Genomic DNA, 21,465 nt, shown 5'->3' on the forward strand with positions numbered 1-21,465 from the left:
CTTGGCGGTTGCTCGACCGATTGACCGGTCGATGTCGTTACATAAGGTTCGGACGAGGCATCAACACTGCGAGCGGCACAGGCGCCTCACGCGACCCGCGCGCTGCGCTCGTCGGCCGGTGCGTCCGGCGCGGAGTTGGCCGCATCGGCAAAGCGTTCCGGGTAGCGCACGCAGAAGCGCACGCTGTCGTCGTACGGGAAAAAGTCGGGCAGTTCGCCTTTCAATAGATGATCCTTGTGCCGTTGCCATAGCGCAGGTTCGAAGAAGTCCGCGTGATGCTGCATGAAGGAGCGGCGCACGCGTGGGTCGCCGAGCAGAAACGTGCCGTAGGTCTCCGGGAAAATGTCGTGCGGGCCGACCGAGTACCACGGCTCGCCCGACATTTCGTCCTCCTCGTTACGCGGCGCCGGCACCGCGCGCACGTTGCAATCGGTCAGATATTCGATTTCATCGTAGTCGTAAAACACCACGCGGCCGTGACGTGTCACGCCGAAGTTCTTGTACAGCATGTCGCCCGGAAAGATGTTCGCCTGCATCAGTTCCTTGATGGCGTTGCCGTATTCCTTGATGCCGTGCTCGATGTCCTCGTCGTTGCCGTTCTGCAGGAACAGATTCAACGGCACCATGCGGCGTTCAATATACATATGGCGAATCACGAGGCTGTCGCCGTCGTATTCGATCAGCGACGGCACTTCCTTTTCGAGTTCACGCACGAGCGCTTCGTCGAGCCGCGAGACCGGCAACGCTACGCTCGAATATTCGAGCGTGTCGGCCATGCGGCCCAGACGGTCATGCCGTTTGACGAGCTGATACTTTTCCTTGATCTGCGCGCGCGTGGTTTCCTTCGGCGGCGGGAAGCTGTCTTTGATCAGCTTGAACACATACGGAAACGACGGCAGCGTGAATACGAGCATGACGAGGCCCTTGATGCCGGGCGCGACGATGAACTGATCGCTCGAATGCGACAGGTGATGCAGCAGGTCGCGATAGAAGAGATTCTTTCCCTGCTTCTGCAAACCCACGGACGTGTAGATTTCCGCCTTCGGTTTGCCCTGCATGATGGTGCCGAGAAACTCGACGTAAGCGGACGGCACTTCCATATCCACCAGGAAATACGAATGCGAGAAGCTGAAAATGATCAGCAACTGGTCGCGCTTGACCAGCACCGTGTCGAGTGCGAGCACGCCCGGCTTCACATGGCGCAGCGGCACCGCGAACGGCAACAGCAGATCACCGTTGATGATTCGCCCGACGATATACGCAGACTTGTTCCGGTAAAACAGTGACGAGAGCACGTGAATCTGGAAATTGGGCGCTTCGTCGAACACGCCGAACGCGTCGCGGATCGCCTGCATCAGGCAGCCGACGTCGCGGGTCAGATCTTCAAACGGCGGTTCCAGCTGGAAGTTCGTGACAATGCGCTCGAGCGTCGCCGCGAGGCCGTCTTTGCCGGGATAGTACGCGCGGTAAGTTGGCTTCGCCGCGGGTTCGTCGTTCTCGATGTATTCGGTCGAGATGGCCGGGCGCACGAAAATGAAATCGTTGTTGAAGTACGAGCGGTGCAGGATCTTGCAGCACACCGAATTGAAGAACGTCTCCGCGCATTCGGGCTGCCGGTGCGTGGTGAGGAGGCCGATGTAGTGCAGCTTGATCTGCTGCCAGACTTCGTCGTCGATATTTTCCGCGTCGTATTCGTCTTCGAGCAGTTCGACGCATTCCTCGACGCGTTCGTCGTACGAGGCAATGCGGTCGCGCGCGAGCTTCTGCAGGCCGTGCCAGTCGGCCTGTTCAAACAGCGTCTTGGCGTGGATCGCGGCGTCGCGAAAGACCCGGTAGTGCCGGTCGAATCCTTCGAGCATGGTCTGTGCGACGTCAAAGCCGATTTGCGACGACAGCAGTTTGGGGAAGTGATTCATGTCGACCGTGCATCCGCCTCATGTCGTAAAGACACCCGGGATTGTATCGCCCAGGTGGGCCCGCGCCGCATCGCGCCGTGGTTCATGCCGGCTTGGCTTCGCGTGCGCCGGTCGCGAGCAGCGCGCGCGCCTGCGTTTCATATTGCGCGAGGTCTTCGAGCGTCGCGTTCAGGTCTTCCAGCTGACGCTCCAGCACTTCGCGATGACGCGCTACCGTGGCGAGGAACGCGTGCAATTGCGGCACCGTGTCGGTCGGCGACTCGTACACGTCCAGCAGATCGCGAATTTCCGACAACGTGAAGCCGAGCCGTTTGCCGCGCAACGTGAGCTTCAGACGCGTTCGGTCGCGGCCGGAATACACACGCCGCAAGCCGCTCGATCCTTCCCGGCTCGGTGAGAGTAAACCCTGATCTTCATAGAAGCGGATCGCGCGCGGCGTGACGTCGAATTCCCGCGCGAGCTCGGTGATCGTGTATTGCGTGTTCATCGGGGCATTCCGTGGCCAGGCAGAAAATCGGATTGAACGATAGAATCAACGTTTACGTTATCGTCAACTTGAGCTGAACGCAACCAGGCGCAGTACGGCCGCAGTACGGCGCCAGCACGCCGCAACCACGCTATCCGGCATTGCATACCTCGCCATGCCGGACGGCCGACGGAGGAAGACACCCACAATGAATGCACTCGAACACCAACTCGACTACCCGTTCAACGACGCGTTGCCGGACGCGGGCCACGCCATGGAAGTCTCGCCAGGCGTTTTCTGGCTGCGCATGCCGCTGCCCTTCGCGCTGGATCACATCAACCTCTGGCTGTTACGCGACGAGATCGACGGGCAGCAGGGTTGGACCGTGGTGGACTGCGGGATCACCTCGGACACGATCAAGGAGAACTGGGAAAAGGTGTTCGACTCGGTGCTCGGCGGCCTGCCGGTGCTGCGTGTGATCGTCACGCATTGCCATCCCGATCACATTGGCCTTGCACACTGGATTTGCGCGGGCGGTGACAAAAAGCGCTGGGACGTGCGGTTGTGGACGACGCTCGGCGAATACATGCAGGCCCGCGTGATGGCTGCCGGCGACGGTTCGAATGCGGGCGGCGAAGGCGCCGCGCGGCACTTCGCGCGGCACGGTGTGACCGACGAGGAATCGCTCGAGAAACTGCGCAATCGCAAGAGCTATTATGCGAGCCTCGTGCCGGCGATTCCTGGCCAGTATCGGCGCTTGCGCGAAGCGGACGGCGTGAAGATCGGCGGCAAAACGTGGCGCGTGGTGACCGGCTTCGGTCATTCGCCCGAACACTGCGCGTTGTTCTGCGAGGAGACCGGCGTGCTGATTTCCGGTGACATGGTGCTGCCGCGCATTTCGACCAACGTGTCGGTGTTCGATATGGAGCCGGAAGGCTCGCCGCTTGCGCTCTATCTGGAGTCGCTCGGTCGCTACGAGACGATGCCGGAAGAGACGCTGGTGCTGCCGTCACATGGCAAGCCGTTTCGCGGCGTGCGCACGCGGATCCGGCAATTGCGTGAGCATCATGATGCGCGTCTGGCGGAAGTGCGCGAGGCATGCGCGGAAAAACCGCAGAGCGCCGCGGATATCGTGCCGCTCATGTTCAAGCGTCAGCTCGACATTCATCAGATGACGTTTGCGATGGGCGAAGCGCTGGCGCACTTGCATCTGCTGTGGCTGGCGGGGGAGTTGAAGCGTGAGCAGGATGCGGATGGGGTGATTCGGTTTTCGCCGGCGTGATTGCGGTGGTGTGCAGATAAAAAAGCCCGGTGCTTACGCAACCGGGCTTTTTCTCGCACGCTGCAGACGCAGAAGCGATTACTGCACCGACACCGTCCCGAAGTTCTGCCGTCCAAACGGACTCACGTGATAACCGCTCACGTTCGTGCGCGTGATGGCCGCCGCAGTTGGATAGCCGAGCGGAATCCACAGCGCCTGATCGTGAATGACCTGCTGCGCCTGTTCGTACGCTTTCGCGCGCTTCGTCTGATCCGGCGTCGCCTTGCCGTCGGCAATCAGTTTGTCTAGATCCTGATCGCAGAAGCGCGCGAAGTTGATGCCCGACTTGACCGCGTTGCAACTGAATAGCGGCGACAGGTAGTTGTCTGGATCGCCGTTGTCGCCCGCCCAGCCCATGAATAGCGAATCATGCTGGCCTTGCTTGGCCTCCTTGATCAGCTCACCCCATTCGATCACCTTCACCTCGGCCTTCACGCCGATCTTCGCGAAGTCGGCTTGCAGCAGTTCCGCGCCGGCCTTCGGATTCGGGTTCAGCACGCTGCCGTTCGGACGCACCCAGATCGTCGTTTCGAAGCCGTTCGGATAGCCCGCGTCGGCGAGGAGTTTCTTCGCCTTTGCCGGGTCGTACGGCCACGCCTTAACGGACTTGTTGTAGCTCCATGTGTTCGGCGGATACGGGTTCACGGCCGCCGTTGCCGTATTGTCGAACACGGTCTTCAGATACGTGGTGCGGTCGAACGCCATGTTGAGCGCAGCGCGCACCTTCTGGTTGTCGAGCGGCTTCTTCTGCGTGTTCAACGCGACGAACGCCGTCATGAAGGCGGGCGTCTGCACGATGGCGAGCGACTTGTCGCCCTTCGCGTCGGCGAGATCCTGCGGCTTCGGCGACAAGGCGATCTGGCATTCGCCGGTTTTCACCTTCTGCGCGCGCACCGTGGCGTCCGGCGTGATCGCGTAGATCAAACGGTCGATCTTCGGTTTTGGACCCCAGTAGGCAGGATTCACGTCATAGCGGATCACGGCGTCTTTCGTATAGCTCTTCAGCTCGAACGGACCCGTGCCGATCGGTTTCGAATTCAGATCGGCCTGCTTGCCGGCCTTGAGCAACTGGTCGGCATATTCAGCCGAATAGATCGAGGCGAAACCCATGGTCAGGATCGACACGAAAGTTGCGTCGGGCGCGTTCAGCTCGAACTTGACGGTGTTGTCGTCGACCTTGCTGATGGACTTGATGAGCTTCGGCAGGCCCATCGACTGCGCATGCGGGAAGCCGCTCGCGCCCGCCACCTTGTGCCACGGATTGCTGTCGTCGAGCATGCGCTCGAACGTGAAGACGACGTCGTCGGCCGTAAGCGGCCGGGTGGGCTTGAAGTAGTCGGTGGTCTGGAACTGCACGTTCGGGCGCAGATGGAACGTGTAAGTGAGGCCGTCGGCGCTCACGTCCCACTTGTCGGCCAGCGCCGGCACGACTTTCTTCGCCGCCTCGTCGTACGAGACCAGCGAGTTGAAGATCACATCGGCCGACGCATTGGTCGTGACGAGCGAATTGAACTGCACGACATCGAAGCCGTCGGGGCTCGACTCGGTGCAGACGGTCAGCGGTTTGGCGAGCACGAGCGCGGGCGCCGTGAACAGTACGGCGGCTGCGAGCAGTTTGAAGCGCATAGGATCTCCCATAACAAGCGCAGTCAGGCAGTGCGTCTGGTTGTGTGGTTATATTCCGTTGACGAGAGCGACGGGCGGCCGTCCAGCATAGCCGCCGTCTTCATTGTGATACGTTTCCGGCGCTGGCGCATGGCTTGGACAACGTCGCCCACGCGCGCGCCGGCCTTCGCGAAAGCTTATCGAAGGGTGGTTGCGCCGACAACAACATAATCCGCATATTCATATGGAAGGTTGTCCGGCCTCGCGGCGCGGCGTCGACGCTTATGCCGCCGCTGCGCGCCGCAGCAGATAGGCGATACCTTCGATCGCACGCACGCCGTACCACGAGACCATTTCCCCATCGATCAACTCGATACGCTTGCCGGCCAGCCGCGCGTCGCGTTTCAGCGTGTCGCAATGGGCCTGCGTGAAGCGATACGGCTCACTGGAGAGCAGGATGCGATCGACGTGGGCAAGCCATGGCGCGGTGTCGAAATCGAGCGTTGGGTAACGTCCTGCGCCTTGCGCACCGCCTTGCACATCAGGGAGCGTGTGCCAGTTCACGAGTCGCAGCATCGCGGAGATATAGGTGTCGCGCGCCACGGTCATCCACGGCTCGCGCCAGATCAGATAGAGCACGTTTTGCGGCGCGAATGCGTGCGCAGCCGCTTCGTCTAGCCGAGCTTCGAGCGCTTCGCTCAGGCGCTGCGCTTCCCGCGTCCGATCGAAGATCGAGCCCAGCAGCGTGTAGAGCACCAGATTGTCCTGCGGTGTCCGCGGATGCGTCACGACGATATGCGGCACGAACGCGCGCAGTTGCTCGACGGTATCGCGTTCGTTTTCGTCGATATTGACGATCAGATGGGTGGGGCGCAACGCACGAATGGCGTCGAGGTTCACGGCCTTGGTGCCGCCGACCTTGCGGACCTCGCGCACCTTGTCGTGAGGATGCACGCAAAAGCCGGTGCGGCCGACAATCTGCCGGTCGAGACCGAGCGCGAACAGCAGTTCGGTAATGCTCGGCACCAGCGAGACGATGCGTGCCGCGGCGCCGGCTGGTTCGTGCGCGACGCCGGCTGCATCGACCGCACGGGGGTGCATGCCTTACTCGGCTTCTGTGGCGGCGCGCGGCTTGCGCGGCGCGCGTTCGAACGCGCGGTCGTAGAGCCAACGCGGCAGCACGTGCAGCAGCATGGCCACGATGCGCATCTGCCAGGGGAACACCGCGAACGCCGTTTGACGTTCGATCGCCTGCGCCACCTTCACCGCGAAACGGTCGGCGTCCATCAGGAAAGGCATGGTGTACGGGTTGGGCTCGGTCATGGGCGTGCGGATATAGCCTGGCGCGATGGTGACCACGCCGACGTCATACGGCCGCATTTCCACGCGCAACGCTTCGAGATACTTGAGCGCCGCCGATTTCGACGCGCTGTACGCGCCGGACCCCGGCAAGCCACGCACACTGGCGACGCTGGCGATACCCACCAGCGTGCCGCGTTTCGCGGCGATCATCGCGGCGGCGAACGGCTCGAAGGTGGCGACCATGCCGAAGTAATTGATATCCATCACTTCGCGAAAGGTGCGCAAATCGCCGTGGCCCGTGACCGCGCCGCGGCTGATGCCGGCGTTGGCGATCACGACGTCCGGCAAGCCGTGCCGCTCGATGAACTGCGCGGCCGCGTCGGCGAGCGCTTCGGCGTCGCGAACGTCGACGGAATAGATGGAGACGGTGTTCTGCGGATGGGACTGCTGGAACGCGGCGAGGGCGTCGCCGCGGCGGGCAACGAGGCCGAGAATCGCGCCGCGCCGCGCATATTCGGCGGCGAGCGCGAGGCCAATGCCACTCGAAGCGCCGGTAATGAAAACCTTCAGCGGTGAACTCATTCCGGCGCCTCGGCTTTACATCTTCTTGGCGCGGACTTGCGCGACCAGGTAGTCCAGCACCTGGAGCGTGCCCGGCAGGCTGTTGGTCGCGGCCGGGCCGGTTTCATACTTGCCCTGCACGGCCAACGTCGGCACGCCGTCGATCTTGTAGTCTTCCAGCAGCTTCTTGTCTTTCTGCAGCGCGCTTTGCGTCGAGAACGAGTTGTACGCGTCCATATATTTCTTCGGATCGACGCCGTTCTTCGCGAGGAATTTGGCCTGATCTTCCGGCGTCAGCAGGTAGTTCTTGTTGACGTGGATTTCATTGAAGACCTTCGGCGTGAGCTGCGAGGCGAGGCCGAGTGCGTCCAGCGCGTGATACATCTTGGAATGCGGAATGAAGTCGTCGCGGAAGGCGACCGGTACGCGCTTGAACACCACGTCGGGGTTTTGCTTCTTCACCCACGTTTCGAGGTACGGGTCGAATTCGTTGCAGTGCGGGCAGCCGTACCAGAAAAATTCGGTGACTTCGATCTTGCCGGCGGGCACGTCGGTCGGCTGCGCCGTGGGCAGCACGGTGTAGTCCTTGCCCGACACCGGCGCGGCCGGCGACGCTTGCGCCGTGGCGGCAACGAGTCCCAGCGAGAGGAACAGAATGCTCAGCAGTTTTTTCATGTTGTGTTGACCCAAGTAGGCGTAAAACAGTGGCGCCACGCGAAAGCCCGCCACCGTCTTCAGATTTCGGCGTTGGACGGTTTCGGCCGTCCTTCGTGCTTGTGACACGCGCCGCGCGCCGATAGTTCGGCGGCGGCGCGTCCCGGCAAATCACCGTTTGTTTTTTGTTGGCTTATTGCTTCGTGAAGCGGATCACCGCGGTATCCACGCCCGCATCGGACAGACGCTGACGGCTCGAATTCATGTCTTCGAACTTCGAGAACGGCCCGATACGCACGCGGTAATACGTGACGCCGCCGGCGTCGCGCTGCGTGACCTTCGATTCGAAGCCCTGGAACGCGAGACGCGCACGCTGCTGTTCGGCGTCCGCCGCGGTCTTGTAGGCGCCGACTTGCAGGAAGTAGCCGGTGTTCGCGTCGCCCGCTGCCGGCGCCGTGCCCGATCCGGGCTTGGCGTTGGCGGCGGTGGCCGACGAGCTGCTCTTCGGCGCGGAACCTGCCGCGGTGGCGGCCGGCGTGCTGGAAGCTTGCGGCTTCTTAGCCGGCGTGGCGGCCGTGCCGTTGCCGTTGTCCTGCGCGGGCTTCGGCGCAACCGCTGTGCCATTCGCATTGCCACTGTTGCCGTTAGCCGGTGGCACTTCGACGATTTGCGGCTCTTCCAGCATGCCCGACTGCGTCTGCGGGTTGGTCTGGCCCGGCGCCGTGTTCGGCGGCGCGGGTTGCGCGGCTTGCGGCACCGGCTGACCCGGCGTCTTGCCTTGCAGCGGACGGTTCGGGTCGTATTGCGGCTGGCTCGCGCCGGCGTCGGACGCCGGGGGCGGCGCCACCTTCGAGACGAATGGCGTGGGCGCACGGGTGATATACAGCGCCACCACTACCGCGATCGCAAGGCCAACGATCAGGCCCAGCACGATGCCGAGAAAAGTCCCCCCGGTTTGTTTCGATTGCTTTGTTGTGCGGCGTGGTTTTGCCATCGTATGAATCACCTGCAAAAAGAATCCTGGAACGGCCGCCGATTATAACGACGGCCGCATGCATGTTGCGCCGGAGGACTTACATCTTGACGGGAGCGGAGACGCCGATCGTCGCGAGACCGTTGGCCAGCACCTGACGCGTGGCCGCGAGCAGCGCCACGCGTGCATTGCGCTCGGCCGCATCGTCGACCAGCACGCGTTCGGCACGGTCATTGTAGAACGAGTGGAATTCCCCGGCGAGGTCGCGCAGATAGAACGCGACCGCGTGCGGCGCGAGTTCGTCGGCGGCGTGTTGCAGCATGTCCGGGAATTCGGCGAGTTTGTTCAGCAGGGCCATCGCGCGTTCGCTGGTGAGCGGGGCGACGTCGACCTCGGCCAGCGTGCTTTCGTCCGTGCTGTAGCGTGCCTTGCATTCGGCGATCACCGAGCAGATCCGTGCATGCGCGTACTGCACGTAATGCACCGGGTTCTCGTCGTTCTGTTTCAACGCGAGGTCGATGTCGAACACGAATTCCGTGTCGGCTTTGCGCGAGATCAGGAAGAAGCGCACGGCGTCGCGGCCGCGGCGGATCGTTTCCTCGTCGATCAGATCGACGGCGGCTTCCGAGCCCGGCGTCGCGCCGCCCGACCATTCGATCAGGTCGCGCACTGTCACGTAGCTGCCGGCGCGCTTGGAGATTTTCACCTCTTCACCGTTGCGCATGACGGTGACCATCTTGTGCAGGATGTAGTCGGGATAGCCCTTCGGAATGCCGATGCCGAGACCCTGCAGGCCGGCGCGCACCCGCGCGATCGTGCCGTGGTGGTCCGAGCCCTGAATGTTGATGACCTTGGTAAAGCCGCGTTCCCACTTGGCGACGTGATAGGCGACGTCCGGCACGAAGTAGGTGTAGGTGCCGTCGGTCTTGCGCATCACGCGGTCTTTGTCGTCGCCGTCGTCCGTGGTGCGCAGCCACAGCGCGCCTTCCTGCTCGTAGGTCTTGCCGGCGGCGATCAGCGCCTCGACGGTCTTCTCGACGCGGCCTTCCTTGTACAGCGACGATTCCAGGTAGTACTGGTCGAACTTCACGCCGAACGCTTGCAAGTCCATGTCCTGCTCGCGGCGCAGATACGCCACGGCAAAGCGGCGGATCGCTTCGAGGTCTTCCACGTCGCGCGCGCCGGTGACCGGCTCGCCGTCGCTCGCGGCCACGGTGGCGCCGTTCAGATAGTCCTTCGCGATGTCGGCGATGTACTCGCCGTTGTACGCCGAAGCCGGCCAGCCTTCGTCGCCGGGGGCGAGTCCGCGGGCGCGCGCCTGGGTCGACAGGGCGAGCGTCCGGATCTGCACGCCGGCGTCGTTGTAATAGAACTCGCGGTGCACGTCCCAGCCTTGGCTAGCCAGCACGTTCGAGAGCGCGTCGCCGAGCGCGGCCTGACGGCCGTGGCCGACGTGCAGCGGGCCGGTCGGGTTGGCCGAGACGAACTCGATCAGCACATGCTTGCCGGCGTCGCGTTGCGAGCGGCCAAAGCGCTCCTGTTCAGCGAACACGGCGGCGATCACCGCCTGCTTGGCAGCGGCCGCGAGGCGCAGGTTGATGAAGCCCGGGCCCGCCACTTCAGCCGCTTCGATCAGGCCCTTGGCCTGCGGCTGCGCGAGCAGCGCGTCGACGATCTGTTGCGCCAGCTGGCGCGGATTGGCGCGCAGTGGCTTGGCGAGTTGCATCGCCACGTTGCAGGCGACGTCGCCGTGCGCGGCGACCTTGGGCCGCTCCAGCGTGATGGTGGGCGACACGAACGCGGCTTCGGTCGCGCCTTGCGAGGCAGTCGCGACCTGCTTCACCGTGTCGGCGAGCAGTGTTTCGAGGGTATGTTTATGTGCAGGCAGCATGCTTGTTGCGAGTCCAGTGAGGCAATCCGGTGATGCGGAAGAGGCGCCGGCCGCGCGGCAGGCGCGACCGGTTCGTCAGAAGCGTGGAAAGCGGCCTGCACCCGCCGCGGCGCGTTGGGCGCAATGGGTGTGCGGCGTCAGGCACGTTGCCTGCAACGCGTTAAGCGCGGTGCGCGGCGACCGGCCGTGTCATGGGCTGCCGCGGCGGGCAGGGTATGAGGCGAGTTGCGGCCAACCGGCCCAGCCACGCCACTTTTGCTTCGCCGCGTGCGGCGCATTGCGGCACGCTTTTCCGTCCAGACGGATTTTAGCAGGTGCTAATATGTTCAATGAGATGCCCAGCAAGGGCCGTGGCCGCCACGCCTGATCGGCGAGCCAACGTAACGCGCGCCGGCGGTCGCCTTTGAGCCGCTCGCGCGCCAATCGAACATAACGAAAAAGGGAACAGTCATGCTGATTACTTTCAAATGCCACGCCTGCCCGGACGTGATGATGCTGGAAAATCTTGCGCAGTATCTGGTCGGCATCGTCGGCAAGCGGCTGGGTGAGCGCGGCGTCATTACTCACGACGAACTGGCCCCGGCCATTCAGAAACTCGAAGCAGCCATTTCCGTCGACAAACAGGAACGTGCCGAGCACGACGGCCATTTCCACGAAGGCGAAGACGGTCACGATCATCACGAGATTCCGCCGGGGCTCGCGCAGCGCGCGTATCCGTTCCTCGACATGCTGCGCGCGGCGCAGAAGGAAAACGCGGATATCGTCTGGGGTCTCTGATCCCGCGCCGGTCCGCCGGCCGCTGCGCTCTGACGAGCCGCGGCGCCTCGCGGCGCGAACCCTGACGCACCAATGAAAAGAGCCCGCTTTCTTGCGGGCTCTTTGTCGTTCAGCGATCCGGACCGGCCGGTGCCGCCATGCTGCTTACTGGCTGGCGGCGTCCGCCGGAGCGGCCGCAGGAGCCGACGCACCTTTCTTCGCTTTCTGTTTCTTCGGTTTCTTGACGTGTTTCACCGTGGGCGGCGAATACGAACTGACCGAACTGGAACCGCCAGGCGCGGCGGGTTGGGCCAGCGCCACCGAGGCACCCAAAGCAAGCGAAACAGCGGTCAACAACAGCGTCAGCTTCTTCATACGATTTTCTCCGTTGACGATTGCAAATTAATGAGCCGACGCGTTTTGGCCGCGTCTGGCGGGGTCAAGCCGCCTCAGTCTACAAAGCCGAAAATTACGTTGCCGCAAATATTCAGTCTTTCTCGCCCGATATAGTGGGTTTCCCGCCACGCCACGCCTCGCCGCGCCTCGCTTTGCCGCTTCGCGCTTAAAGCAAAGGCGCCAAGGCCCGCTCCGCATCCGTCTTCGACAACGACATGCGCTTTGCGTAATCTTCCAACTGGTCTTGCCCGATCTTGCCGACCGAGAAATAGGTGCTGTCCGGATGCGCGAGATAGAAACCGGAGACGCTTGCCGCCGGCAACATGGCGAGCGATTCGGTCACGCTCATACCGATTTCGGTGGCGTGCAGCACGTCGAACATGTCGCGCTTCACCAGGTGATCCGGGCAAGCCGGATAGCCGGGCGCCGGGCGAATGCCACGGTACTTTTCCGCGATCAGGTCGTCGTTGGCGAGGGTTTCGTCATTCGCGTAGCCCCACAGGTCGCGCCGCACGCGTGCGTGCAGCGCTTCGGCGAAGGCTTCGGCGAAACGGTCGGCGAGTGCCTTCAGCATGATTGCGCTGTAGTCGTCGTGGTCCTTTTCGAACTGCTTTTCCTTCACGTCGACACCCAGACCCGCCGTCACCGCGAACATGCCGATGTAGTCGGCCACGCCCGAGTCTTTCGGCGCGATGAAGTCGGCAAGCGAACGGTTCGGCCGCATCACGCCGTCCACCACCGGACGCACGCTTTGCTGGCGCAGATTGCGCCACGTGAGCGCGACTTCCGAGCGCGATTCGTCCGTGTAGATTTCGATGTCGTCGTCGTTCACCGTGTTGGCCGGCAACAGCGCGATCACGCCGTTCGCCTGCAGCCAGCGGCCCTGGATCAGGCGCGCGAGCATCGACTTGCCGTCCGAGAAAACACGCCGCGCCGATTCGCCCACGATCTCGTCGTTCAGAATGGCCGGATACGGGCCGGCCAGATCCCACGTCTGGAAGAACGGGCCCCAGTCGATATAGTTCGCCAGGTCGCTCAGATCGAAGTTCTTGAACACGCGGCGGCCGATGAACTTCGGCTTGACCGGCTGATAGTTCGCCCAGTCGATCCTCGTCTTGTTGGCGCGCGCTTCGGCCAGCGTGACCATGGGCTGCGCTTTCTTGTTGGCGTGCTGGTCGCGGATCCGGTCGTAATCGGACTTGAGTTCGTCGAGGTATTTCGCCGCGCCTTCGTCGGACAGCAGGCTCGACGCCACGGACACCGAGCGCGACGCGTCCGGCACGTAGACCACCGGCCCTTCGTAATGCGGCGCGATCTTCACGGCAGTGTGCACGCGCGAGGTGGTGGCGCCGCCGATCAGGAGCGGAATCTTCTTGATACGGAAGTAGTCGTCGCGCTGCATTTCCGACGCGACGTAGGCCATCTCTTCGAGGCTCGGTGTGATCAGCCCGGAGAGCCCGATGATGTCGGCGCCTTCGACCTTCGCCTTGGCGAGAATGTCGTTGCACGGGACCATCACGCCCATGTTGACCACTTCGAAGTTATTGCACTGAAGCACCACCGAGACGATGTTCTTGCCGATATCGTGCACGTCGCCCTTCACCGTGGCGATGACGATCTTGCCCTTCGCGCGCACGTCGGCGCCGGCTTCAGCGAGCTGCTTCTTTTCTTCTTCGATGTACGGAATCAGATGCGCGACGGCCTGCTTCATGACGCGCGCCGACTTCACCACTTGCGGCAGGAACATCTTGCCCTGACCGAACAGGTCGCCGACGATGTTCATGCCGTCCATCAACGGCCCTTCGATCACGTTGATCGGGCGGCCGCCTTCGGCCGCGATCTTCGCGCGGACTTCCTCGGTGTCTTCGACGATGAAGTTGGTGATGCCGTGCACGAGCGCGTGCGACAGGCGTTTCTCGACCGGCTGGTTGCGCCACTCAAGGTTTTCTTCTTTCTTCGCGGCGCCGGTCTTGAACTTGTCGGCGATTTCGAGCAGGCGGTCGGTGCCGTCTTCACGGCGGTTCAGCACGACGTCTTCGACGCGTTCGCGCAACTCCGGATCGAGGTCGGCATACACGCCGAGCTGGCCCGCGTTGACGATGCCCATGTCCATGCCCGCCTGGATCGCATGGTAGAGGAACACGGTGTGGATCGCCTCGCGCACCGGGTCATTGCCGCGGAACGAGAACGACACGTTCGACACGCCGCCGCTCACCTTGGCGTACGGCAGGTTCTGCTTGATCCAGCGCGTCGCGTTGATGAAGTCGACGGCATAGTTGTTGTGCTCTTCGATGCCGGTTGCGATCGCGAAGATGTTCGGGTCGAAGATGATGTCTTCCGGCGGAAAGCCGACTTCGTTCACCAGGAAGTCGTACGAGCGCTTGCAGATCTGCGTCTTGCGCTCGAAGGTGTCGGCCTGGCCCTGTTCGTCGAATGCCATCACCACCGCGGCCGCGCCGTAGCGGCGAATCAGGTTGGCGTGGTGGCGAAACGCCTCTTCGCCTTCCTTCAGCGAGATTGAGTTGACGATCGCCTTGCCTTGCACGCACTTCAAACCCGCTTCGATCACGTCCCATTTCGACGAGTCGATCATGATCGGCACGCGCGCGATATCCGGTTCCGATGCGATCAGATTCATGAAGCGCACCATCGCCGCTTTCGAATCGAGCATCGCCTCGTCCATGTTGACGTCGATGATCTGCGCGCCGTTCTCGACCTGCTGGCGCGCGACCGCGACCGCCTCGTCGAACTGGTCGTTCAGGATCATGCGCGCAAACGCCTTCGAGCCGGTTACGTTGGTGCGTTCACCCACGTTGATGAAGAGCGTCCCGGACGTGACGTTGAACGGTTCGAGGCCGGCAAGGCGCAAGGTGTGATCGGTCATGGCGTATGTGCTCGATTGCTGCGATTAAGTGCGTCGTGTTCGATGGCGATACTGCGGGCGGGGGAGGCGGCTCAGCGAACCGCCGCTCGCCTCAGGCTGCGTCGCGGTATTGCGTCGGCCATTGGCGCGGCTTCACTTCGGCCAGCGCCTGCGCAATCGCCGCAATATGTTCCGGCGTCGTACCGCAGCAGCCGCCGGCAATATTCACGAGACCAGCCTGCGCGAACTCCTTCAGCAAGCCCGAGGTATCCGCGGGCAATTCGTCGAAGCCCGTGTCGCTCATCGGATTCGGCAAGCCGGCGTTCGGATAGCACGACACATAGGTGTCGCACAGCTTGGCCAGTTCGGCGATGTACGGGCGCATCAAAGCCGCGCCCAACGCGCAGTTCAGACCGAACGTGAGCGGCTTGGCGTGACGCAGCGAATTCCAGAAGGCTTCGACCGTCTGGCCCGACAGAATGCGGCCCGACGCGTCGGTGACGGTGCCGGAGATCATGATCGGCAGACGCTCGCCAGTATCTTCGAACAGTTCATCCAACGCAAAGAGCGCAGCCTTCGCATTGAGCGTGTCGAAAATGGTCTCGACGAGGAACAGATCGGCGCCGCCGTCGAGCAACGCCTTGGCCTGCTCGTAGTAGGCCGCGCGCAGTTCGTCGAACGTCACGTTGCGCGCGCCCGGATCGTTCACGTCAGGGGAAATGCTCGCGGTCTTCGGCGTCGGTCCGATCGCACCGGCGACGAAGCGCGGCTTGTCGGGCGTCGAATACTTGTCGCAGGCGGCTCGCGCCAGTTTCGCCGACTCGAGGTTCATCTCGATGGCGAGGTCTTCCATGCCGTAGTCCGCCTGGGCAACCGTGGTCGCGCCAAACGTGTTGGTTTCGATGATGTCCGCGCCCGCCGCCAGATACTGCTCGTGGATCTCGCTGATGATCTGCGGCTGCGTGATCGACAGCAACTCGTTGTTGCCCTTGATGTCGCGCCCGTAGTCCTTGAAGCGTTCACCGCGATAGCGGGCTTCGTCGAGCTTGTAGCGCTGGATCATCGTGCCCATCGCGCCGTCCAGGATCAGGATGCGCGACTTGAGCAGCGCGGGCAGCGCCGTGCCGCGCGTGTAGGCGGCGTCGGGACGGACTGGCGTGGCGGTTTGAGCGGGCTGGTTCATGGCGGACGAGGGCTTGCGCCGGCTTTTTCGGGAAACCTGTCATTGTAGCCGCTGCCGGACGAAACCGCCCGGCGCGGGCGGGCGGGCGGCCGCCTGCCTGTCGAGGCGTGCCGCATGCGAAAGAGCGCCAAAGCGGCGCTACAAAGAAAACGGCCCAGTCAGGCAAAAGCTGCTGGGCCGCTTCACAATTGCCGACCAACTTGTAAAAACCGCCGGGCTGCCCGGGACGGGGCCTGACGGCGTGGTCGATGTATGTCGCCAAAAACGTAAAGCCAGACCTCTCGCTTAGTGAAGAATCACCGGTTGATGCATCAGGCTGTCAAACTGGCCGAGGAATTCGTCAACTTCGTCCAGCGACGGTTCCTCTTCGATCAACTTCTGCACGTGCTCGCGAAAGCGCGCCGCCATTGCTCCGTCGATATAGATCTCGCGCTGCATGTTCTTGTCGACGATCTCATAGCCACCTGACTTCATGGCCAGAGGACCTTCCTGCGGCGGAAACTCGACGACACAATAATTGGGGCTGTTGTAGATCATTTGCATGGCGACACTCCTTATTTCCGTTGGCTCCTGGCCATTCCTGCGCCATAGGTGGAGCGTATGGTTTGGAATTCAAGGGGTGGGTCCGGATTGACGGATGTAAAAGCTCCGAACCTACCGGTTAGACCGGCCTTTCAAGAAACGTTTCAAGCAGTGCAGCAAAACGGTGAGATTGCTCGATCGGCGCAAGATGAGCGGCATCGAGCAGTTCGAAACGTGCGCCTTCGATGGCGTCTGCTATCGCCTGAGTGGAAGCAGGCGGCGTGCCCGTGTCGTGGCGGCCCGCCACGGTCAATGTTGGGCATCGGATTGTTGTCAGCTTACTGCGTACGTCGAAATCGCGCAGGGCTTCGCACGCCATGGCGTAGCCTTCTGGCAACGTCTGCATCAATACGTCGCGGATCTGCTCGACCGCTTCGGGGTGCGCAGCCTGAAAATCGGCTGTCAGCCAGCGGCTCAAGGTCGCGGGCACGAGCGCGGCCATGCCCTCGCTGCGGGCCGCGGCAGCCCGCTGGTCCCAGGTGGCGCGGGCCTCCGGCGGCGTGCCGCCGCTAGTGTCGGCGATCGTCAGCGTGTCGACGCGCGCGGGATGATCCAGCGCGAATTGCTGCGCGATCATGCCGCCCATCGACATGCCGACCAGATGAGTACGGGGTGCATCGAGTGTATCGAGCAGTGCGGCGAGATCGCGTGACAGGTCTGCCACGCCAAAGGGCGCGCCGGATGCCGCGGTCTTGCCGTGGCCGCGCACGTCGTAGCGCAATACGGTGTAGTCGTCGCGGAAATAGCCGGCGAGCTGGTCCCAAACGGACAGATCGCCGCCGAGCTGGTGAACGAACGTCAGCCATGGGCCGCCGCCCTCGTTGCTCAACACATAGCGCGTTTCGATACCGTTGATGTTCACTTGCATGCGGGCTCCTTTAAGGGGAACGCAGTGGAAGGGTCCATTCACGCGCGCTGTCGCCCATCTGGGCCGTACGACTTCTTTGTATACGCAGCGCCGGCGCGAACGGTTGCAGCAATGTGTTGCGAGTCGACCTCGTTGTGGAAGTTTCGTCGATTTGATCGAGGCCGCGCTCGGATTGGCGGCTCTCAGGGTTTGATGATGCCAGGCGCGTTGGCGGGCTCGGTCGAATCGACTGGCGGGGCTGCTGGGGAAGGCGCTGCACCACCGGGCGAGGCGGGTGCAGAAGGTCCAGCGCCGGGTGTATCCGCCGGGGAAGTGGGTGTAGAAGGTCCACCGCCGGTTATAGCTGCCGGTGAAGCGGGGGTAGATGGCCCGGTCGAATTGTCAGAGGAAGCCGTGCTCATTGCGCCATTGCTGTCGGGCGAGCCGTCGGCGTTGCCGGCATTGAGCTTGCCGCGCCATACCAGTTCGAACTGCGTGCCGTTCGGTTCCGTCTGGACAATACGCGCGGGCAGCCAGCCGAGCGACGGCGCGAGCCACACGTCGATGCGGCGTAGATCGCCGTCATGGCGGGGCAGGCGCTTGAAATGGCGCGTGTCGAGGAAGCCTTGGTCCGTGCGGATGGTTTCGTCGCCAATCGTTTCGACCGGCCAATTTTCGCCGCTATCGTTGTCGACCACGAAGAACTGCCGCGTCACGCCCGGTTTGTAAGCGGCGGGATCGCCGCGCACGAGGCTGGCGAGTTGCATCACCATGCTGAAACGGTCCTGCGCGCCATCGGGCAACGGTAGCGCGGCCGGGGTGCGCGTGAAGGCGATCTTCTTGTCCGTGCGATTGAAAATCGCGATGTCTTCAGCCCGGCGGCCGCGCTTTTCGATGTACTGGTCCGGCGCGAGGCCGAATGCGTCGATGCGGCCGTGACTCGAATACACGAATGTGCCGACGAAAGGCAGTGGCACCGAGACGACCATTTCGTAGCTTTGTGCGGTGCTCGTCCAATGGATCGTGCCGGGTTGGTTGCGCACGCCGTTGTAGAACGTGTCGTACTGCAGTTCTCCGGATGGCGGGACGGAGAATTTCACGCCTGGCGACGCTTGCGGCGCACTCGCGGCAGCGGGGGCACTGGCCGCGCCGGCGGCGCTCGCGGCGGCATTCGGAGTCGCGTTGGCGCCTGCTGCATCTGGTGCACTCGCCGCCGCGTTCGATGCCGCGGCAGGCGCCACCGGCGCCGCTTGCTTCGTCGGTTGCAGCGCCGTCAACACATGTTCGCGCGGCTTGCGCGCCGCTGCCCGCCGCGCGGGCGCTGGTTCAGGCGTGGAGGTCGCGGCGGCGGCCGGTTGCCGTTCGATCCGTTCGGGCGTCAGCAAAGCGACCTGCACGGGCACATGCTCGTTGTCCGAAGGATTCAGCGTCGCGCGATTACGCTCGACCCATTGCGCGGCAATCCAGTGCAAAACGACCACGATCAGCAACACCGCGATCCAGCGCCCCGCACGCATACCGGTGCGCGGCCCGCTGGGCGGGGTGCGATCGGAACGGCGGGCTGCGGGAGCTGAGGACATCGGCAAGTGAACGTGTTCGGAAGGAAAGCGTCGGGATTGACGGCGAGCGTGTATGGGCTGCGGCTATTGAGGAAAGACGGGCGCAGCCTCATCTGCAAGCGACGAGGTCAGCCGCGAAACAATTCGACCGCACGGCCGCGAGCGATGTTCCGCGCCCATGCAATACGCACAGTCAACGCACGTATCAACGCACCGAGCAACGTACCGAGCAACGCACTGATCAACGTACCGAGCAACGCACCGATCAACGCACCGAGCAACGCATACAACACATGCAACGCCGGGCGGCCCGCTCACCAGGTTTTCTGTTTCCGAGCCGACGATTGCGCCGCACCTCGCGTACGGCATCATGCCTTTTCGTCACGCGGCGCCGCACTATACCCCAGCTCATACGAGAGCTTTTGCGCGCACTCGCGCAGCGCCGTGTCGATTTCTCCGCCCCAGCGAATATCGAACGCGCCCTCATGACCGAGCGCGACGAGGCCGAGCGCGAGTTCGCCGGTCGAGTCGAATACGGGCATCGAGAACGCGTGGATGGTGGGCAGCAACATGCCTTCCACGCGCGCCGCCTGGTGCTCGCGCACTTGCGCGAGCACCTGCTCGACTTCGTCTCGCGTGCGCGGACCACCCATATGTGACGAGCGCCGCGAATCGGCCAGTTCACGTTCAAGCATCGCGGCGGTCTTGCTCGACGGCAGATATGCCGCGAACAGCAGGCCGGTGGCGGAACTGAGCAGCGGCATCACATCGCCGAGTTTCAGCGACGCCTTTGCCGGATAGCTCGATTCCATCCAGTGCACCATGGTCGGCCCCTGATTGCCCCATACCGCGATGCCGACCGTGAGATCGAGCCGGTCGCGCAATTCGGACAGCGCGATGCGCGCGAGCTTCACACCGTCCACGCGGGCGAGCCGCGCGAGTCCCAATTGCAGCGCAAAACCGCCCAGTTCGTAACGGCCCGACAAAGGATCTTGCGACACCACGCCGAGGCGCAGAAAACTCACCAGGTAACGATGCGCCTTTGCCGGGCTCATGCCGGCACGCTGGGCGAGATCGCGCAGCATCATGGCGCGCGGTTCGTGAGTCAGGACATCGAGCAATCTGAAGCCGACTTCGATCGACTGGATGCCCGAGCGCAGTTTTTCCTCGCCGCTGTCGGCGCTTTCGTCTTCGGATTCGGGCGTGTCGAGCGGTTCGGCGGAGTCGGCGTCGGTGCGGATCGCGCCGGAGCGGGCAATAGGAGGCATGAGCGAGGCGCACGAAGCGCATTCAAAGGTGATACACGGGTGAGACGGACGCGGGCATTTGGGCTGCGCCGATTCACCATCGTAGAATAGATTCCTTCTATCGTCACTAACACGGTTCACTCATCTATGAAACTTGCCACGCTGAAGGACGGCACGCGCGACGGCCAGCTGATCGTCGTGTCCCGCGACCTGCACACCGCGGCCGTCGCCGACGCAATCGCGCCCACGTTGCAGCGCGTGCTCGACGACTGGGCCTTCTATGCGCCGCAACTGCACGATCTGTATGACGCGCTCAATCAGGGCCGCGCGCGCAACACCTTCGCTTTCGACGCGAGGGAATGCATGGCGCCGCTGCCGCGCGCGTTCCAGTGGGCCGACGGCTCGTCGTATGTGAACCATGTCGAACTGGTGCGGCGCGCGCGCGGCGCGGAAATGCCGCCGGAGTTCTGGACCGACCCGCTGATGTATCAGGGCGGCAGCGACGACTTCATCGGACCGAAGGATGACGTGCTGTGCGCATCTGAGGCATTCGGTATCGACTTCGAGGCGGAAGTCGCCGTGATCACCACCGACGTGCCGATGGGCGCCACGCCCGATCAGGCGCTCAGGAGCGTGCGTCTGATCACGCTCGTCAACGACGTCTCGCTGCGCAACCTGATTCCCGCCGAACTGGCGAAGGGCTTCGGCTTTTTCCAGAGCAAACCGGCCACGTCGTTCGCGCCGGTCGCGGTGACGCCCGACGAACTCGGCGAACACTGGCGCGAAGGCCGCGTGCACCGGCCGATGATCGTCCACTGGAACGGCAAGAAAGTCGGTCAGCCGGACGCCGGCACCGACATGGTGTTCCACTTCGGCCAGTTGATCGCGCACGCGGCGAAGACGCGCAACCTGCGCGCGGGCGCGATCGTGGGCTCGGGAACGGTATCGAACAAGGACGCCAAGCGCGGCTATTGCTGTATCGCCGAGAAGCGCTGCCTCGAAACGATCGAGCACGGTGCGCCGCAGACCGAGTTCATGAAGTACGGCGACACGGTGAAGATCGAAATGTTCGATGAAGCGGGCAAGTCGATTTTCGGTTCGATCGACCAGGGCATCGCGCCGCTGGATTGATGCACGCTCCGGCGCGCGCCGCGCCGGATGCGAAAGGGTTTAGCCCGATGCCGCGGCCGGTGCGCGCGGCTACACTGACTGGCGCGGCGGCGCGGCGGCGCGGCGGCGCGGCGGCGCGGCGGCGCGGCCCGGGGCGGGCTGGCAGTGGGGACATTGCATGAACGCCGCGAAGCAGAACAGCGCGTGAATGACACGTGAGCCGGGCACGAGCA

19 protein-coding genes are annotated in these 21,465 nt (G+C 63.3%); 3 read left to right on the forward strand and 16 right to left on the reverse strand.

Features of this window, described 5'->3' with window-relative positions:
- Positions 1-86: 86 nt before the first annotated feature.
- Positions 87-1,916: a bifunctional isocitrate dehydrogenase kinase/phosphatase gene (gene aceK / locus P0D71_RS05210; RefSeq protein WP_408479417.1), complete on the reverse strand. Its 1,830-nt coding sequence runs from the start codon at positions 1,914-1,916 to the stop codon at positions 87-89.
- An 82-nt stretch (positions 1,917-1,998) separates the two neighbouring features.
- Positions 1,999-2,403, reverse strand: coding sequence for a MerR family transcriptional regulator (locus P0D71_RS05215; RefSeq protein WP_091796945.1), 405 nt, complete (start codon positions 2,401-2,403; stop codon positions 1,999-2,001).
- Between the two features lie 187 nt (positions 2,404-2,590).
- On the opposite strand from P0D71_RS05215, the gene P0D71_RS05220 reads away from it, so the two are divergent.
- Positions 2,591-3,664, forward strand: a complete 1,074-nt coding sequence (locus tag P0D71_RS05220; protein WP_408298505.1) for an MBL fold metallo-hydrolase — start codon at positions 2,591-2,593, stop codon at positions 3,662-3,664.
- 78 nt (positions 3,665-3,742) lie between these two features.
- On the opposite strand, the gene P0D71_RS05225 is transcribed toward P0D71_RS05220, so the two are convergent.
- From P0D71_RS05225 to argS, 6 genes are all read right to left on the reverse strand, one after another.
- The gene (locus tag P0D71_RS05225) at positions 3,743-5,329 is read right to left on the reverse strand and encodes an ABC transporter substrate-binding protein (RefSeq protein WP_408184477.1); all 1,587 of its coding nucleotides are present in this window, start codon (positions 5,327-5,329) and stop codon (positions 3,743-3,745) included.
- A 261-nt stretch (positions 5,330-5,590) separates the two neighbouring features.
- Complete coding sequence (locus P0D71_RS05230; RefSeq protein ID WP_408479418.1) at positions 5,591-6,409, reverse strand: cobalamin-binding protein; 819 nt, start codon at positions 6,407-6,409, stop codon at positions 5,591-5,593.
- Positions 6,410-6,412: 3 nt separating this feature from the next.
- Complete coding sequence (locus P0D71_RS05235) at positions 6,413-7,192, reverse strand: SDR family oxidoreductase (protein WP_408479419.1); 780 nt, start codon at positions 7,190-7,192, stop codon at positions 6,413-6,415.
- A 15-nt stretch (positions 7,193-7,207) separates the two neighbouring features.
- Positions 7,208-7,846, reverse strand: coding sequence for a thiol:disulfide interchange protein DsbA/DsbL (locus tag P0D71_RS05240; RefSeq protein WP_091800849.1), 639 nt, complete (start codon positions 7,844-7,846; stop codon positions 7,208-7,210).
- Between the two features lie 172 nt (positions 7,847-8,018).
- Entirely contained in the window at positions 8,019-8,837 is an 819-nt protein-coding gene (locus P0D71_RS05245; protein ID WP_408479420.1) for an SPOR domain-containing protein, read from the reverse strand.
- 61 nt (positions 8,838-8,898) lie between these two features.
- Entirely contained in the window at positions 8,899-10,689 is a 1,791-nt protein-coding gene (gene argS / locus P0D71_RS05250; RefSeq protein ID WP_408479421.1) for an arginine--tRNA ligase, read from the reverse strand.
- A gap of 450 nt (positions 10,690-11,139) precedes the next feature.
- Between argS and P0D71_RS05255 the strand changes: the two genes are divergently transcribed.
- Positions 11,140-11,466 carry a DUF1840 domain-containing protein gene (locus P0D71_RS05255; RefSeq protein ID WP_091796932.1) on the forward strand — a complete coding sequence of 109 codons (327 nt, stop codon included), beginning with the start codon at positions 11,140-11,142 and terminating at the stop codon, positions 11,464-11,466.
- 144 nt (positions 11,467-11,610) lie between these two features.
- On the opposite strand, the gene P0D71_RS05260 is transcribed toward P0D71_RS05255, so the two are convergent.
- The 8 genes from P0D71_RS05260 to P0D71_RS05295 all read right to left on the reverse strand — a co-directional run bounded on the left by P0D71_RS05260 (position 11,611) and on the right by P0D71_RS05295 (position 20,143).
- Entirely contained in the window at positions 11,611-11,820 is a 210-nt protein-coding gene (locus P0D71_RS05260) for an acid-shock protein (protein ID WP_091796930.1), read from the reverse strand.
- A 187-nt stretch (positions 11,821-12,007) separates the two neighbouring features.
- The gene (metH, locus tag P0D71_RS05265; RefSeq protein WP_408479422.1) at positions 12,008-14,725 is read right to left on the reverse strand and encodes a methionine synthase; all 2,718 of its coding nucleotides are present in this window, start codon (positions 14,723-14,725) and stop codon (positions 12,008-12,010) included.
- Positions 14,726-14,816: 91 nt separating this feature from the next.
- Entirely contained in the window at positions 14,817-15,887 is a 1,071-nt protein-coding gene (locus tag P0D71_RS05270; protein ID WP_091796928.1) for a homocysteine S-methyltransferase family protein, read from the reverse strand.
- Positions 15,888-16,172: 285 nt separating this feature from the next.
- Positions 16,173-16,430, reverse strand: a complete 258-nt coding sequence (locus P0D71_RS05275; protein ID WP_007179533.1) for a BTH_I0359 family protein — start codon at positions 16,428-16,430, stop codon at positions 16,173-16,175.
- Between the two features lie 118 nt (positions 16,431-16,548).
- Positions 16,549-17,337, reverse strand: coding sequence for an alpha/beta fold hydrolase (locus P0D71_RS05280; RefSeq protein WP_408479423.1), 789 nt, complete (start codon positions 17,335-17,337; stop codon positions 16,549-16,551).
- 182 nt (positions 17,338-17,519) lie between these two features.
- Entirely contained in the window at positions 17,520-18,896 is a 1,377-nt protein-coding gene (locus P0D71_RS05285) for a DUF3108 domain-containing protein (RefSeq protein ID WP_408479424.1), read from the reverse strand.
- A gap of 107 nt (positions 18,897-19,003) precedes the next feature.
- Positions 19,004-19,168, reverse strand: a complete 165-nt coding sequence (locus P0D71_RS05290) for a hypothetical protein (RefSeq protein ID WP_408479425.1) — start codon at positions 19,166-19,168, stop codon at positions 19,004-19,006.
- A gap of 75 nt (positions 19,169-19,243) precedes the next feature.
- Positions 19,244-20,143: an IclR family transcriptional regulator gene (locus tag P0D71_RS05295; RefSeq protein ID WP_091796921.1), complete on the reverse strand. Its 900-nt coding sequence runs from the start codon at positions 20,141-20,143 to the stop codon at positions 19,244-19,246.
- 126 nt (positions 20,144-20,269) lie between these two features.
- Here P0D71_RS05295 and P0D71_RS05300 point away from each other — a divergent pair, with 126 nt between their 5' ends.
- Positions 20,270-21,253, forward strand: a complete 984-nt coding sequence (locus P0D71_RS05300; RefSeq protein ID WP_091796919.1) for a fumarylacetoacetate hydrolase family protein — start codon at positions 20,270-20,272, stop codon at positions 21,251-21,253.
- Positions 21,254-21,465 lie beyond the last annotated feature (212 nt).

The sequence above is a fragment of the Paraburkholderia sp. RL17-383-BIF-A genome (assembly GCF_046028015.1).
GTDB lineage: Bacteria > Pseudomonadota > Gammaproteobacteria > Burkholderiales > Burkholderiaceae > Paraburkholderia.

What these genes read in the sequence shown, in the direction of transcription:
- aceK (WP_408479417.1), bottom strand. Translation starts at nt 1,916, where the DNA reads ATGAATCACTTCCCCAAACTGCTGTCGTCGCAAATCGGCTTTGACGTC.
- P0D71_RS05215 (WP_091796945.1), bottom strand. Translation starts at nt 2,403, where the DNA reads ATGAACACGCAATACACGATCACCGAGCTCGCGCGGGAATTCGACGTC.
- P0D71_RS05220 (WP_408298505.1), top strand. Translation starts at nt 2,591, where the DNA reads ATGAATGCACTCGAACACCAACTCGACTACCCGTTCAACGACGCGTTG.
- P0D71_RS05225 (WP_408184477.1), bottom strand. Translation starts at nt 5,329, where the DNA reads ATGCGCTTCAAACTGCTCGCAGCCGCCGTACTGTTCACGGCGCCCGCG.
- P0D71_RS05230 (WP_408479418.1), bottom strand. Translation starts at nt 6,409, where the DNA reads ATGCACCCCCGTGCGGTCGATGCAGCCGGCGTCGCGCACGAACCAGCC.
- P0D71_RS05235 (WP_408479419.1), bottom strand. Translation starts at nt 7,192, where the DNA reads ATGAGTTCACCGCTGAAGGTTTTCATTACCGGCGCTTCGAGTGGCATT.
- P0D71_RS05240 (WP_091800849.1), bottom strand. Translation starts at nt 7,846, where the DNA reads ATGAAAAAACTGCTGAGCATTCTGTTCCTCTCGCTGGGACTCGTTGCC.
- argS (WP_408479421.1), bottom strand. Translation starts at nt 10,689, where the DNA reads ATGCTGCCTGCACATAAACATACCCTCGAAACACTGCTCGCCGACACG.
- P0D71_RS05255 (WP_091796932.1), top strand. Translation starts at nt 11,140, where the DNA reads ATGCTGATTACTTTCAAATGCCACGCCTGCCCGGACGTGATGATGCTG.
- P0D71_RS05260 (WP_091796930.1), bottom strand. Translation starts at nt 11,820, where the DNA reads ATGAAGAAGCTGACGCTGTTGTTGACCGCTGTTTCGCTTGCTTTGGGT.
- metH (WP_408479422.1), bottom strand. Translation starts at nt 14,725, where the DNA reads ATGACCGATCACACCTTGCGCCTTGCCGGCCTCGAACCGTTCAACGTC.
- P0D71_RS05270 (WP_091796928.1), bottom strand. Translation starts at nt 15,887, where the DNA reads ATGAACCAGCCCGCTCAAACCGCCACGCCAGTCCGTCCCGACGCCGCC.
- P0D71_RS05275 (WP_007179533.1), bottom strand. Translation starts at nt 16,430, where the DNA reads ATGCAAATGATCTACAACAGCCCCAATTATTGTGTCGTCGAGTTTCCG.
- P0D71_RS05280 (WP_408479423.1), bottom strand. Translation starts at nt 17,337, where the DNA reads ATGCAAGTGAACATCAACGGTATCGAAACGCGCTATGTGTTGAGCAAC.
- P0D71_RS05285 (WP_408479424.1), bottom strand. Translation starts at nt 18,896, where the DNA reads ATGTCCTCAGCTCCCGCAGCCCGCCGTTCCGATCGCACCCCGCCCAGC.
- P0D71_RS05295 (WP_091796921.1), bottom strand. Translation starts at nt 20,143, where the DNA reads ATGCCTCCTATTGCCCGCTCCGGCGCGATCCGCACCGACGCCGACTCC.
- P0D71_RS05300 (WP_091796919.1), top strand. Translation starts at nt 20,270, where the DNA reads ATGAAACTTGCCACGCTGAAGGACGGCACGCGCGACGGCCAGCTGATC.